Origin of the sequence: Kitasatospora sp. NPDC053057 (assembly GCF_044546945.1) — a bacterium.
Taxonomy (GTDB): Bacteria; Actinomycetota; Actinomycetes; order Streptomycetales; family Streptomycetaceae; genus Kitasatospora.
This window is the reverse complement of record NZ_JBITZP010000009.1, coordinates 37,119-50,719: the sequence shown is the minus strand read 5'-3', so window position 1 is coordinate 50,719 and position 13,601 is coordinate 37,119. Positions and strand designations below refer to the sequence as shown.

13 protein-coding genes are annotated in these 13,601 nt (G+C 73.2%); 11 read left to right on the top strand and 2 right to left on the bottom strand.

Going from position 1 to position 13,601, the window contains the following annotated elements:
• Positions 1-101 precede the first annotated feature (101 nt).
• The 10 genes from ACIG5E_RS12540 (at position 102) to ACIG5E_RS12495 (ending at position 8,922) form a co-directional block, all read left to right on the top strand.
• Positions 102-863: a riboflavin synthase gene (locus ACIG5E_RS12540; RefSeq protein WP_396533353.1), complete on the top strand. Its 762-nt coding sequence runs from the start codon at positions 102-104 to the stop codon at positions 861-863.
• A complete protein-coding gene (locus ACIG5E_RS12535) occupies positions 860-1,507 on the top strand; it encodes a nicotinamide riboside transporter PnuC (protein WP_396533351.1) in 648 nt (215 codons plus the stop codon). Before ACIG5E_RS12540 ends, ACIG5E_RS12535 begins: the two co-directional genes overlap by 4 nt.
• Positions 1,504-2,775 carry a bifunctional 3,4-dihydroxy-2-butanone-4-phosphate synthase/GTP cyclohydrolase II gene (locus ACIG5E_RS12530; RefSeq protein WP_396533349.1) on the top strand — a complete coding sequence of 424 codons (1,272 nt, stop codon included), beginning with the start codon at positions 1,504-1,506 and terminating at the stop codon, positions 2,773-2,775. Before ACIG5E_RS12535 ends, ACIG5E_RS12530 begins: the two co-directional genes overlap by 4 nt.
• Positions 2,776-2,812: 37 nt before the next feature.
• Positions 2,813-3,286 carry a 6,7-dimethyl-8-ribityllumazine synthase gene (ribH, locus tag ACIG5E_RS12525; RefSeq protein WP_396533347.1) on the top strand — a complete coding sequence of 158 codons (474 nt, stop codon included), beginning with the start codon at positions 2,813-2,815 and terminating at the stop codon, positions 3,284-3,286.
• Positions 3,287-3,396: 110 nt separating this feature from the next.
• Positions 3,397-3,669: a phosphoribosyl-ATP diphosphatase gene (locus ACIG5E_RS12520; protein WP_030279806.1), complete on the top strand. Its 273-nt coding sequence runs from the start codon at positions 3,397-3,399 to the stop codon at positions 3,667-3,669.
• Between the two features lie 54 nt (positions 3,670-3,723).
• Positions 3,724-4,572, top strand: a complete 849-nt coding sequence (gene hisG / locus ACIG5E_RS12515; protein ID WP_396533345.1) for an ATP phosphoribosyltransferase — start codon at positions 3,724-3,726, stop codon at positions 4,570-4,572.
• 133 nt (positions 4,573-4,705) lie between these two features.
• Positions 4,706-5,146 carry a PH domain-containing protein gene (locus ACIG5E_RS12510; protein ID WP_396533343.1) on the top strand — a complete coding sequence of 147 codons (441 nt, stop codon included), beginning with the start codon at positions 4,706-4,708 and terminating at the stop codon, positions 5,144-5,146.
• Between the two features lie 280 nt (positions 5,147-5,426).
• The gene (locus ACIG5E_RS12505; RefSeq protein WP_396533342.1) at positions 5,427-6,770 is read left to right on the top strand and encodes a hemolysin family protein; all 1,344 of its coding nucleotides are present in this window, start codon (positions 5,427-5,429) and stop codon (positions 6,768-6,770) included.
• The gene (locus ACIG5E_RS12500) at positions 6,767-7,813 is read left to right on the top strand and encodes a hemolysin family protein (protein WP_396533340.1); all 1,047 of its coding nucleotides are present in this window, start codon (positions 6,767-6,769) and stop codon (positions 7,811-7,813) included. The genes ACIG5E_RS12505 and ACIG5E_RS12500 overlap by 4 nt, the downstream gene beginning before the upstream one ends.
• A 122-nt stretch (positions 7,814-7,935) precedes the next feature.
• Positions 7,936-8,922 (top strand): NAD-dependent epimerase/dehydratase family protein, encoded by a 987-nt coding sequence (locus ACIG5E_RS12495; RefSeq protein WP_396533338.1) that lies wholly within the window; start codon positions 7,936-7,938, stop codon positions 8,920-8,922.
• A gap of 88 nt (positions 8,923-9,010) precedes the next feature.
• Here the strand turns inward: ACIG5E_RS12495 and ACIG5E_RS12490 are convergent, their stop codons facing one another.
• Positions 9,011-11,026 (bottom strand): AAA family ATPase, encoded by a 2,016-nt coding sequence (locus ACIG5E_RS12490; protein WP_396533534.1) that lies wholly within the window; start codon positions 11,024-11,026, stop codon positions 9,011-9,013.
• A 385-nt stretch (positions 11,027-11,411) separates the two neighbouring features.
• The gene (locus ACIG5E_RS12485) at positions 11,412-12,071 is read right to left on the bottom strand and encodes a uridine kinase (RefSeq protein ID WP_396533533.1); all 660 of its coding nucleotides are present in this window, start codon (positions 12,069-12,071) and stop codon (positions 11,412-11,414) included.
• Positions 12,072-12,388: 317 nt separating this feature from the next.
• Here ACIG5E_RS12485 and ACIG5E_RS12480 point away from each other — a divergent pair, with 317 nt between their 5' ends.
• Entirely contained in the window at positions 12,389-13,552 is a 1,164-nt protein-coding gene (locus ACIG5E_RS12480; protein ID WP_396533336.1) for an acyl-CoA dehydrogenase family protein, read from the top strand.
• Positions 13,553-13,601 lie beyond the last annotated feature (49 nt).

Sequence of the window (13,601 nt, the reverse complement as noted above, 5' to 3'; positions counted from 1 at the left end):
ACCCCGGCGACGGGTCGTGCACGGTCCTGCGCACCGGTGCCCGTCCGTGTCATCTCCCTCTGCCGCCCCGGAGTCCGCGCCCCAAGCGCGAGGAGACCCGGGTGTTCACCGGCATCATCGAAGAGCTCGGCGAGGTCGTGTCGATCGAGGAGATCGGCGACTCCTCGCGAATCCGCCTGCGTGGTCCGGTCGTTCGTGACGGCGCGCGCCACGGGGACTCCATCGCGGTCAACGGCGTCTGCCTGACCGTCGTCGACAGCCCCGAGCAACTGGCCGCCGAGACCGGCGAGTTCAGCGCCGACGTGATGGCCGAGACGCTGCACCGCTCCAGCCTGGGCGAGCTCAAGCCCGGTTCCCCGGTCAACCTGGAGCGCGCGATGGCGCTCGGCGCCCGGCTCGGCGGCCACCTGGTCCAGGGCCATGTCGACGCCACCGGACGGCTGTTGAGCCGCGAGCCCGGCGAGCGCGACGCGGACGGCAACCTGCGCTGGGAGGTGCTGCGCTTCTCGCTGCCGGAGTCGATCTCCCGCTACCTGGTGGAGAAGGGCTCGATCACGGTCGACGGCGTCAGCCTCACCGTGGTGGAGGCCGCCCGCGACAGCTTCACCGTCAGCCTCATCCCGGCCACCCTCGCGCTCACCACGCTCGGTACCAAGGGGCTCGGCGAGAGCGTCAACCTGGAGGTGGACGTGCTCGCCAAGTACGTGGAGCGGCTGCTCGAATCGCGCACCCTGCCGAACCTGCCGACCGATCTGCAGAACCTGCCGACCGACCCGCCGACCAACTTGCAGAACCTGCAGAACCTGCCGTCCGAACTCCCGCACCTGCCGGGCGCGGACACCACCACGGGGGAGACCAAGTGAGCTGGCTCAGCGGCGAGGCGTTCACCGTCCTCGGCGAACACGTGAAGTGGGCCGACATGATCGGCAACCTGCTCGGCTTCGGAGGCCTGGCGCTCGGCTGGCGCCGCTCGGTCTGGAGCTGGCCGGTCCAACTCCTCTCCGGCGTCGTGCTGATCGCCGCCTACCTCGGCGGCCACGTCCCCGGTCTGATCGGCAAGCAGCTGATCGTCATCGTCACCGCCGCCTGGGGCTGGGCGCAGTGGCGCCGCGGCCGCCGCGACACCGGGACGATCGCCGTACGGTTCGCCAGCTGGCGCGAGCGGGCCGCCCTGGTGGCCGGCACCGCGGTCGGCACGGTCGCCCTGGCGCTGCTGTTCACCGCCTACCCCAGCCTGTCCTGGAGCCCCTGGTCGGACGCCTACATCTTCGTCGGCACGCTTGCCGCGATGGTCGCCCAGGCGCGCGGCTGGCTGGAGTTCTGGTTCGCCTGGATCGCGGTCGACGCGGTCGGCGTCCCGTTCGCCTTCAACAGCGGCTACACCTTCTCCGGCCTCACCTACTCCGTCTACTTCGTCCTGGTGCTGCTCGGCCTGCGCTCCTGGTGGCTGAGCACCCGTGAGCCGCGAGCCACGTCCTCCAACGTCCCGCAGGGAGCCACGGCATGACCGAGAACCAGACTCACCCCAGCAGCGCCGGTGACGAGCTCGTCCTCGACCCGGTCGAGCGGGCGATCGCCGACATCGCGGTCGGCCGCGCGGTGATCGTGGTCGACGACGAGGACCGCGAGAACGAGGGCGACATCGTCTTCGCCGCCTCCGCCGCCACCCCCGAGCTGATGGCCTTCACCATCCGCTACAGCTCCGGCGTGATCTGCGCCCCGATGACCGGCGCGGAGCTGGACCGGCTCAAGCTGCCGCCGATGACGCAGGTCAACGAGGACCGCAAGGGCACTGCGTACACCGTCTCGGTGGACGCCCGCGAGGGCGTGGACACCGGCATCTCCGCCGCCGACCGCGCCCGGACCGTACGGCTGCTCTCCTCGCCCGGCACCGAGCCCGGCGACCTCACCCGCCCCGGGCACGTCTTCCCGCTGCGGGCCGTCGAGGGCGGCGTGCTGGTCCGCCCCGGGCACACCGAGGCCGCCGTGGACCTGGCCCGGCTCGCCGGGCTGGCGCCGGCCGGCGCGATCGCCGAAGTGGTCAACGACGACGGCACCATGGCCCGGCTGCCCGAGCTGGTCGCCTTCGCCCGCGAGCACGGCCTGGCGATCATCTCCATCGAGGACCTGATCGCGTACCGCCGCCGCACCGAACTGCACGTCGACCGCGCCGCCGTCACCGCCCTGCCCACCGCGCACGGCGAGTTCACCGCCGTCGGCTACCAGGGCACCATCGACGGCATCGAGCACATCGCGCTGGTGGCCGGCGGCCTCGGGGCGGACGGGCGGCTGCCGGACGGCGAGGACGTCCTGGTGCGGGTCCACTCCGAGTGCCTGACCGGCGACGTCTTCGGTTCGCTGCGCTGCGACTGCGGCCCCCAGCTGGAGGCCTCGCTCCAGCGGGTCGCCGAGGCCGGCCGAGGCGTGGTGCTCTACCTGCGCGGCCACGAGGGCCGGGGCATCGGCCTGGCGCACAAGCTGCGCGCGTACGAGCTCCAGGAGCAGGGCCGCGACACCGTCGACGCCAACCTGGACCTCGGCCTGCCCGCCGACGCCCGCGACTACAGCATCGCGGCGCAGATGCTGGCGGACCTCGGCGTGCGCTCACTCACCCTGCTGACCAACAACCCGCAGAAGCTGACCGCGCTCACCGACCACGGCCTCAAGGTCAAGGGGCGCGAAGCGGTCGAGATCGCGCCGGGCGAGCACAACCTGCGCTACCTGCGAACCAAGCGCGACCGGATGGGCCACGACCTGCCCGGCCTCGGCTCCTGACGCACCCCCACCGAACCGACAGAACGGAAACACGAACATGAGCGGCCACGGAGCCCCCGAGCTGACCATCGACGGCGCCGCCGACCTCAAGGTCGCGGTCATCGCCGCCCAGTGGCACGACCAGGTGATGAACGGCCTGCTGGACGGCGCCCACCGCGCGCTCAAGGAGCTGGGCGTCGCCGAGCCGACCGTCCTGCGCGTCCCCGGCACCTTCGAGCTGCCGGTCGCCGCCAAGCGCCTCGCCGAGCGCGGTTACGACGCCGTCATCGCCCTCGGCGTGGTGATCCGCGGCGGCACCCCGCACTTCGACTACGTCTGCCAGGCGGCCACCGCCGGCCTCACCCAGGTCAGCGTGGACACCGGCGTCCCGGTCGGCTTCGGCGTGCTGACCTGCGACAACGAGGAGCAGGCGCTCGACCGTGCGGGCCTGCCGGGCTCCGCCGAGGACAAGGGCCACGAGGCCGTCACCGCCGCCGTCGCCACCGCGGTGACTCTCCGCGACCGGCGCTGAGCGCACGGGTGACGGGTGACCGGCCCCGGACCGCGCAGGTCCACCCGACCGTCCACGGTCCGGGACCGTTTACCGCCCGTCAGCCCGCACGCCGTATGGTGAGTCCCATCATGGCTTCGAAGACATTCGAGGAGCTCTTCGCCGAGCTCCAGCAGAAGGCCGCCACCGGCGACCCCTCGTCCTCCCGCACCGCCCAGCTCGTCCAGCAGGGCGTCCATTCGATCGGCAAGAAGGTCGTCGAGGAGGCCGCCGAGGTCTGGATGGCCGCCGAGTTCCAGTCGGACGAGCAGACGGCGGAGGAGATCTCGCAGCTCCTCTACCACCTTCAGGTGATGATGATCGCCCGCGGGTTGACGCTCGACGACGTCTACAAATACCTCTAGAACGCCCAAGCTCCCCGAGCACACCCCTCCCGACAGGTAAGGAAGCAACCTCCCATGCTGCGCATCGCCGTCCCCAACAAGGGTTCTCTCTCGGGTCCCGCGGCGGAGATGCTCCATGAGGCCGGCTACCGCCAGCGGAAGGACCCCAAGGAGCTGGTGCTCGTCGACCCGAACAACGAGGTCGAGTTCTTCTTCCTCCGCCCGCGCGACATCGCCGTCTACGTCGGCTCCGGCCGGCTCGACGTCGGCATCACCGGCCGCGACCTGCTGCTGGACTCGCACTCCAACGCGGAGGAGGTGCTCGCCCTCGGCTTCGCCGGGTCGACCTTCCGCTTCGCCCGCCCCGAGGGCGTGGACGTCAAGGACGTGCAGGGCCTGGAGGGCCTGCGCATCGCCACCTCCTACACCGGCCTGGTCGAGCAGCACCTCGCCGACCACGGCGTGAAGGCGACCGTCACCAAGCTGGACGGCGCGGTCGAGACCGCGGTGCAGCTGGGCGTCGCCGACGTGATCGCCGACGTGGTGGAGACCGGCACCAGCCTGCGCAACGCCGGCCTGGAGGTCTTCGGCGAGCCGATCCTGGTCTCGGACTCCGTGGTGATCCGCCCCAAGGGCGCGGGCGAGGACGCCCGGGTGGAGCAGTTCCTGCGCCGCCTGCAGGGTGTGCTGGTGGCCCGCCGCTACGTGCTGATGGACTACGACATCCGCGCTGAGAAGGTCAGCGCCGCCGTCGCGCTCACCCCCGGCCTGGAGTCGCCGACCGTCTCCCCGCTGCACACCGAGGGCTGGGTGGCCGTCCGCTCGATGGTGCTCCGCAAGGAGGCCCAGCAGATCATGGACGACCTGTGGGGCATCGGCGCCCGGGCGATCCTGGTCACCAACATCCACGCCTGCCGCCTCTGACCTGCTCGCACGACCTGCTCGCACATCCGCGGGTAAAGAACGGTTCAATAGGGCGGGGATGCCGACCGGTGTCCCCGCCCTCGTGCTGTCGCGAACCCGGAACCACCGGATCCAGAACCACCGGAGACCCCAAGTGTCCACGCCGCCCGTCGAGTTCCCCGTCACCTGGGCGCCCCGCCGCACCCGCGTGGTACTGCTGCCGGTCTGCGTCGTGCTGGTGGTGCTGTTCGTCGTGCTGGCGATGCTGCTCCCGGCGAGCTGGCAACTCAACGACCGGATCATGATGATCGCCAGCGGCGTGCTGTTCGCGGGCGTGGGTCTGATGCTGGCCCGCCCCCGGGTGAGCGCCGACGCGGAGGGCGTGACGGTGGTCAACTTCGTCCGCAGCCGCCGGCTGGCCTGGGCCGAGATCGTCCGGGTCAACTTCCGCCAGGGCGACCCGTGGGCCACCCTCGACCTCGCCGACGGCACCTCGCTCGCCGCGGTGGGCATCCAGTCCGGTGTCGGCAAGGCCCAGGCGATCGCGGACGCCCGTGCGCTGCGCGACCTGGTCGAGCACCACGCCCAGGTCTGACGGCGCGCCGCAGCCCCGGCCCCCGCGTAGCAGCCCTGGCCCCCGGCCCCCGCGTAGCAGCCCCGGCCCCCGGCGGGTCCGAACACGCTTCCTACCGTCGCGCCGGTATGGTCTACGCTGGTAAAAGCGGGGCAAAACTTCAGCCCTGCCCGAAAACAACCCCACTCGAACCGATTTCGCGCTTCGAGCGACCTGAGGAGTGACACACCCCCTCGATGGACGATCCGTCCGGTAGTACCTGCGCCGCCTCGCTTCCGGCCCCCGGAAGGCAGGCGGCACTGTGATCACCGCCTGGCTGCTGTTGCTCGCAGCCGTTCTCCTGATCCTCGCCAACGGCCTCTTCGTGGCCGCCGAGTTCGCCTTCGTGACCGCCGACCGCGGCGCGGTGGAACGTTCCGCCGAGGCCGGCGACGCCAAGTCCGGCCGGGTCGCCCGCGCCCTGCGGCACCTCTCCTTCGAACTCTCCGGCGCCCAGCTGGGCATCACCGTCACCTCGCTGGTGGTCGGCATGCTCGCCGAACCGGCCCTGTCGACCCTGCTCCAGCCCGTGATGTCGGGCATCGGGGTGCCCGACTCGGCCGCCCGCGGCGTCGCCGTGGTGGTCGGCATGGTGCTGGCCACCGTCGTCCAGATGGTGATCGGCGAGCTGGTCCCGAAGAACTGGGCGATCTCCCGCCCGCTCCAGGTGGCCCGCGCGGTCGCCGCCCCGCACATGGCCTTCTCCTTCGCCTGCCGCCCGCTGATCAGCTTCCTGAACGGCGCCGCCGACCGTACGGTCCGGGCCTTCGGCATCGAGCCGCAGGAGGAGCTGGAGCACGCCCGCACCCCGGCCGAGCTGGTCTCGCTGGCCCGGCACTCGGCCAAGGCCGGTGCGATAGACGAGGAGTCGGCGACCCTGTTCGTCCGCACCCTCGGCCTCGGTGACCTCACCGCCGAGTCGGTGATGACCCCCCGGATCGACGTCGCCGCCCTCCAGCGCGACGCCACCGCCTCCGACGTGATCAACCTGACCCGGGCCACCGGCCTGTCCCGCTTCCCGGTCTACGCCGACACCGTGGACGAGGTCACCGGCATCGTGACGCTCAAGGACGCGCTCGCCGTCCCGGCCGCCCGACGCGGTCAGGTGCGGGTCGCCGAACTGGCCTCGCCGCCGCTGCTGGTGCCCGAGACCCTGCCCGCCGAACGGCTGCTCGACCAGCTGCGCCGCCTCCAGCCGATGGCCATCGTGGTCGACGAGTACGGCGGCACCGCCGGCGTCGTCACGGTCGAGGACATCGTCGAGGAGATCGTCGGCGAGGTGCAGGACGAGCACGACCCGGCCGACCACCCCGACCTGCTCCAGCTTCCGGCCGTCGACGGCCTGCCCGCCTGGGAGGCGGACGGTCGCGCCCGGCTCGACCAGCTGGAGGCGATCGGCCTGAACGCCCCGGACGGCCCGTACGAGACCCTGGCCGGCCTGGTCTCCGACCTGCTCGGCAAGCTTCCCGAGGTGGGCGAGCAGGCCGAGCTGCCCGGCTGGCGGCTCACCGTGACCGGCGTCGACCGGCACCGCACCAGCCAGGTCCGGGTGGAGCGCACCAGCGCGCCCGGGCTGTTCGGCGAGGGCGGGGAGGGCGTCCGATGACCGTCCTCCAACTCGCCGTCGCCGTGCTGCTGCTGCTCGGCAACGCCTTCTTCGTCGGCGCCGAGTTCGCCGTCGTCTCGGTGCGCCGCAGCCAGATCGAGCCGCTCGCCGAGGCCGGGCACAAGCGCGCCCGCACCGTGCTGCACGCGCTGTCGAACGTCTCCGCGATGCTGGCCGCCGCCCAACTCGGCATCACCGTCTGCTCGCTGGGCCTCGGTGCGCTCGCCGAGCCGACCATCGCCGCCCTGCTGGAGGGCCCGTTCCACGCGATCGGCGTCCCGCCCGGCCTGATGCACCCGCTCTCGTACGGGATCTCGCTCGCCGTCGTGGTGTTCCTGCACATGGTGATGGGCGAGATGGTGCCGAAGAACATGGCCATGGCCGGCCCGGAGCGGGCCGCGCTCTGGCTCGGCCCGCCGCTGGACCGGCTGGCACGCTGGCTCGCCCCGGTGATCCGGCTGCTCAACGCCTTCGCCAACGGCGTGCTGAGGCTGTTCCGGGTCGAGGCCAAGGGCGAGGTCGAGTCGGTCTTCACCACCGAGCAGCTGATGTACCTGCTGGTCGACTCCCGGGACGCCGGCCTGCTCGACGTGGACCGCCAGGAACGTCTGGAGGACGCGCTGGAGATGGGCCGCCGCCCGGTCACCGACGTGCTGCTGCCGCCCGAGCAACTGGTCACCGTGGACCCGAAGGCGACCGCCGCGGAGGTCGAGGAGCTCGCCCTGCGCACCGGCTTCTCGCGCTTCCCGGTCACCGACGGCGACCCGGCCGGCCACGGCTACCTGGGGTACCTCCACCTCAAGGACATCCTCGACGTGGAGGACCAGTCGGCGCCCGTCCCGGCCCGGCTGTGGCGGCCGATCACGGTGCTGCGCGGCAGCCTCCCGCTGGACGACGCCCTCGGTGCGATGCGCCGGGCCGCCTGCCACCTGGCCGCCGTGCTGGACCAGGACGGCCGCACGATCGGTGTGGTCATGCTGGAGGACGTCCTGGAGGAGCTCGTCGGCGAGATGCACGACCCCGACCACCGGACGACCGCCTAGGCCGCAGCCTGAGCTCCTGTTCGCCGACATCCGCCGACATCCGCCGACTTTCGCCGACGGCGATTCTGCCCGCAGCAGGCAACGGTTCCCATGCCGGCCGTCCTCGGAGGAGGGTGGTCGGCATGAGACTGCTGCTGCTGGGTGGAACGAAGTTCGTCGGGCGGGCCGTCGCCGAGGAGGCGTTGGCCAGGGGATGGGAGGTGACGGCCCTCAACCGCGGCACGCAGCCCGCGCCCGAGGGCGTGCGCGTGCTGCTGGGCGACCGCACCGCCGAGGACGGCCTCGCGGCGCTGGGCACGGGGGAGTGGGACGCGGTGGTGGACACCTGGTCCTGGGCCCCGGCGGCGGTGCGCGACAGCGCCCGGCAGCTGAACGGCCGGGTCGGCCACTACGCGTACGTCTCCAGCCGGTCGGTGTACGACCACCCGCTGCGCGCCGGGGCGGACGAGACGGCCCCGGTGGTGCCCTCGTCGCCGGACCTCACCGGCGAGGTGCCCTACGCCGAGGCCAAGCGCGGCGCCGAACTGGCCCTGGAGGAGGAGTACGGCGGCAGCGCCCTGCTGGTCCGCGCCGGGCTGATCCTCGGCCCGTACGAGAACATCGGCCGACTGCCCTGGTGGCTGAACCGGATCGCCCGCGGCGGCCCGGTCCTCGCCCCCGGCCCGCGCGAGCTGCCGCTGCAGTACATCGACGGCCGTGACCTCGCCGCCTGGATCCTGGACGCGGTGGCGGCCCGGCTGGGCGGCCCGTACAACGTGGTCAGCCCGGCCGGCCACACCACCATGGGCGGGCTGCTGGAGGCCTGCGTCCGGACCACCGGCTCGGACGCCGAGCTGCGCTGGACCGACCCGGAGCGGATCGTGGCGGCGGGCGTGCAGCCGTGGACGGAACTGCCGATCTGGCTGGCGCCCGGCGAGCTGTACGACTTCCTGCACGGCGCCTCGGTCGCCCGGGCCGTCGCCGCCGGGCTGCGCTGCCGCCCGGTCGCCGAGACGGTCGAGGACACCTGGGCCTGGCTGCGCTCGATCGGCGGTGACGCCCCGCAGCGCGCCGACCGGCCGAACGTCGGGCTCGACCCCGAGCGGGAGGCGGAGCTGCTCAAGGGCTGAGGGCGAAGGGGGAGTTGACGCCCGACCCCGACTGTCGGCCAGCCCCGGCTGCCGGTCACCCCCGCTGCCGGTCCGCCCCGGTCATCGATCAGCCCCGGCCGTCGATCAGCTCCCCGTACGCCTGCACCAGGTCCGGCAGCCGCAGGGTCGCCAGGTCCTCCCGGCCCGGCGGCTCGCGCAGCAGCGACAGCCGCAGGTCCCGGTAGGCGCAGGACTTCTCGTACAGGGTGCGGATGAACCGGCCGTTGCCCAGCTCGTCGATCCAGCCCTCGCGCACCACGTGGGTGCAGATGCTGGCCAGTTCCTCCGCCGCGTCCTCGTCCCAGCCGTCGCCGTCCCGGCCGGCCAGCGCCGCGCCGATCGCGGTCAGCTCGTTCGGCCGGTAGCTGGGAAAGTCGACCCTGGTGGTGAAGCGGGAGTTGAGGCCGGGGTTGGTGGCGAGCAGCCGGTTCATCCCCTCGGGGTAGCCGGCCAGGATCACCACCAGCCGGTCCCGGTTGTCCTCGGCCCGCTTCAGCAGCACCTGGAGTGCCTCGTCGCCGTACGCGTCGCCCTTGGTGTAGCCGGAGTTGGAGAGGCTGTATGCCTCGTCGATGAACAGCACGCCGTCCAGCGCGGAGTCGATCAGCTCGTTCGCCTTGACCGCGGTCTGGCCGAGGAACTCGCCCACCAGGTCGGCGCGTTGGGCCTCCACCAGGTGGTCGCCGGAGAGCAGGCCGAGGGCGTGGAAGACCCGGCCGAGGATCCGCGCCACGGTGGTCTTGCCGGTGCCGGAGGGGCCGGAGAAGACGAAGTGCCGCTTCGGCGGCTGGACCGGCAGCCCCTGCTCGGCGCGCAGCCGTGACATTCGCAACTGGGCGGAGAGCGCCCGCACTTGGCGCTTGACCGGTTCCAGGCCCACCATCAGCGAGAGTTCGGCCAGTGCCGCGTCCAACTCCCGTTCGTCGCCCGCGGGTCGGGGCGCCGGCGGGGGAGCGGTACGAGGCTGCGCCTCCCCGCGCACCGGCAGCGGTGGGGCCGCGACGGGGCCGGCCGGGGCGCCCGAGCCGGAGCGCTCGCCGGCCGCCTGCGGCGCGCCGCCGTCCGCCGGGGCGGCGGCGTCCGGCTCCGGTTCGGCGAGCGGGCCGTCCACCAGCGTGGCGTCCACCGAGGGCCCGCCGCCGACGGGTGCCGATCCGGTGCCGAACTCGGCGTCGTAGAGCGGCCCTTCGACGTACCCGGGGTCGTCCTGGTACCCCTGGTCGCCGCCCGCCCCGGCGCCGTCGAGCCCGGCCTCGTCGAGCCCGGAGCCATCCAGCCCCACAATGTCCGGCCCCATAGCGTCCGGTTCCAAAGCGTCCGGCCCCACGACGTCCGGCCCGCCCGAGCGCCCGCCCTCCAGCAGCCCGTCCGCGAGTGCGTCCTCCGCCGAGATCGCGGCCAGCCGGGCCGCGGTGTCCATGAATGCCGGGTCCGCGCGGTGCACCGCCCGGTACAGCGGCAGGGCCGCCGCGCTGCGCCCGGCCCCCTCGTACGCCCGGGCCAGCCAGTAGCGCAGTTCCTTGCGCTGCGGCTGCTCGGAGCGGCAGCGCGCCAGCGAGGCGGCCAGCGGGCCCTGCGCCTGGGCGCACATGTCCAGCCGCACCCGGGCCATGCCGGCGAACAGTCCGGCCTCGATGCCCAGCAGCGGGTCGTCCAGCAGCCGGTCGGTGTCCCGGATCAACTGCTCCCAGTCCTTGAGCAGATAGGACCGGCAGGCGTACAGGAACTGCGCGGACGGGTCCTCACTGGGCGCCGGGCACTGCTCCAACGCCCGGTCCAGCTCGGCCAGGTGGCGGCCGTCCAGCCAGTGTGAGGCGTGCGCCAGCGCGAGGTCGCGGGCGTCCTCCAGCACCGGCTGCACCCACCAGCCCAGCCAGTACCAGGAGCTGAGCGGGCGCCGGTGCAGCCGCCGCTGCTCGCCGAAGCGCTTCTGGTTGCGGTACATGGCCAGCAGGGCCGCGGAGGTGTCGCTGCGCAGTGCGTGCAGCCCGAGCCAGGCGTCGGCCATGCCCGGGTCCAGCCGGACGGCCGCCCGGAACTCCTCCTCGGCCCGGGTGTAGGCGCCCGCCGTGTAGGCGTCCATGGCACGCAGCCAGGCCCGGTCGGCGAGCCGGTCCGGGCCGCCCGCCGTGCTGTCGGAACTGTCCACCGTCGTCACTCACGCCCCCCGCGGTGTGGCCCGGGGCGCGGCCGGCGGATCGCAGCGCGCAGCCGGTCCGGTGGTCGGAAGCCCCCGGGGCGCATATGCGCCTACGGGAATCGTACCGGCGCGGGGCTGATCCGGAAGGGTGCCGTACGGGGTCAAATGCGATCGTGCGCACGGTCGTTGAGCGGGCGGATGGCCGAAACACCGCTGACCGGGAGAGCTGTGGGAGGGGACCGGACGGCGCCCCCGGCTCACGGGGGAACAAGCCGGGGACGCCGGGTCCGAGGCACCGGAACGGTGGGTTCCGGCGACTGAGGAGAACCTAGATCCTGGTGACGTCGCAGGTCAAGGGGCTAGTTGAAGGTTCACCGACGGTGCGCGGCAGGATCCGCCCGGTCACCCCGTCGACCCGCGTCGCGGCGTACGGACGGCTCGGGTCGGCGGCGAAGTGCGCCGCCTCCGCCCGGGCCCAACCGGCCCAGAACCCGGCGAGTTCCGGCCCGTCCCGTTCCTCGCCGCGCCGCCGGGCCGCGGCGGCCTCCAGCTCCATCCAGATCACCCGGGCCAGCCACGGCCGCACCTCCCGGCGCCCCGCGCCGACCCCCTCCACCAGCACCACCGGGGCGAGCGGCACCCGGACGGTGCCCTCGAAGCGGCGCAGTGTCCAGTCGTAGGCCCGGTGCTCGGCGTCCCGGCCGGCCGCCAGCGGCTCCAGCACCTGCTCGCGCAGCCGCCCGGTCCATTCGAAGAGCTCGGCGTGGGTGGCCAGGTCGTCCAGGTGCACCACCGGCGCCCCGCCGAGAGCCGCCGCCAGCCGCCCGGCGAAGGTCGTCTTGCCGGAGCCGGCGTGCCCGTCCACCGCGACCAGCCGCACCGGCCCGCAGGACGGCGGCAGCGTGCGCAGCTCGGCGGCGAGCGCCTCGACCGGGCCGAGTGCGTCGACCGGGCCGCGTACGTCGGGCGTGCCGACCGAGCCGGGCATGCCGACCGGGCCCAGCGCGTCGGGTCCGGTCGGCGCGTCGGCCCCGGTCAGCGCGTCGCCGGGAACGGGCGGACGAGGGGAGGGGGCGGTTCCGGATGCAGCCACAACGTCAACCCTACGGTGCCGTAGCCCACCACTGCGGATAGTTCATCTGTGCTGGTCGTGACGCCGACGCGGCTTTCGGGCATACTCGCCTTCGCCACGCCTGTGAACGGCCGTTCACCGCAACCCGGTGCCCGGTCGGGGCCGACCTGCCACACCCGCGCCGGACCCCCGCCACCCCGGGCCGGCGCCCGATCGAGGAGGCGACCCTCGCCATGACCCCCTCCCCCGTGAAAGCCGTGGAGCGCCAGCTGCCCAGCGAGGAGGCCCGCGAGCTGCTGAGCCTCACCCGGGACCTGGTCCAGCGCGAGCTCCAGCCGCGCGCGGCGGAGGACGAGGCCGCCGACCGCTTCCCCCGGGAGGTCTTCCGCACCCTCGGCGAGGCCGGCCTGCTGTCCCTCCCGTACGACGAGAAGTACGGTGGCGGCGAGCAGCCCTACGAGGTGTACCTGCAGGTCCTGGAGGAGCTCGCGTCCGGCTGGCTGGCCGTCGGCCTCGGCGTCAGCGTGCACACCCTGTCCTGCCACGCGCTGGCCACCTTCGGCAGCGAGGAGCAGCGCGAGAAGTGGCTGCCCGGCATGCTCTCCGGCGAGCAGCTCGGCGCCTACTGTCTCTCCGAGCCGCAGTCCGGCTCGGACGCGGCCGCCCTGCGCACCCGCGCCGACCTGGACGGCGATGAGTACGTCGTCAACGGCACCAAGGCGTGGATCACCCACGGCGGACAGGCCGACTTCTACAGCGCGCTGGTGCGCACCGGCGCCGAGGGCCCCAAGGGCATCAGTTGCCTGCTCGTCCCCGGCACCCAGCAGGGCCTGTCGGCCGCGCCGCCGGAGCACAAGATGGGCATGCGCTCCTCGCCGACCGCCCAGCTGCACTTCGACGGTGCCCGGGTCCCCCGCGAGCGGCTGGTCGGCGAGGAGGGCCAGGGCTTCCAGATCGCGCTGGCCGCACTGGACTCCGGCCGTCTCGGCATCGCCGCCTGTGCGATCGGCGTCGCCCAGGCCGCGCTCGACCTCGCGGTCGACTACGCGCGCACCCGGCGCCAGTTCGGCCGCCCGATCGCCGAGTTCCAGGGCCTGTCCTTCATGCTCGCCGACATGGCCACCCAGATCGAGGCCGGGCGCTCGCTCTACCTCGCCGCCGCGCGGCTGCGCGACGCGGGCCGGCCGTTCTCCAAGGAGGCGGCGATGGCCAAGCTGTTCTGCACCGACGCGGTGATGCGGGTGACCACCGACGCCGTCCAGGTGCTCGGCGGCTACGGCTACACCCAGGACTTCCCGGCCGAGCGCTACATGCGCGAGGCCAAGGTGCTGCAGATCGTCGAGGGCACCAACCAGATCCAGCGCCTGGTGATCGGCCGCCACCTCACGAAGGGCTGAGGCCCTCCCCGATACGGCCTCCGGCCGTCACTCCAGGGTGCGGAGTGAC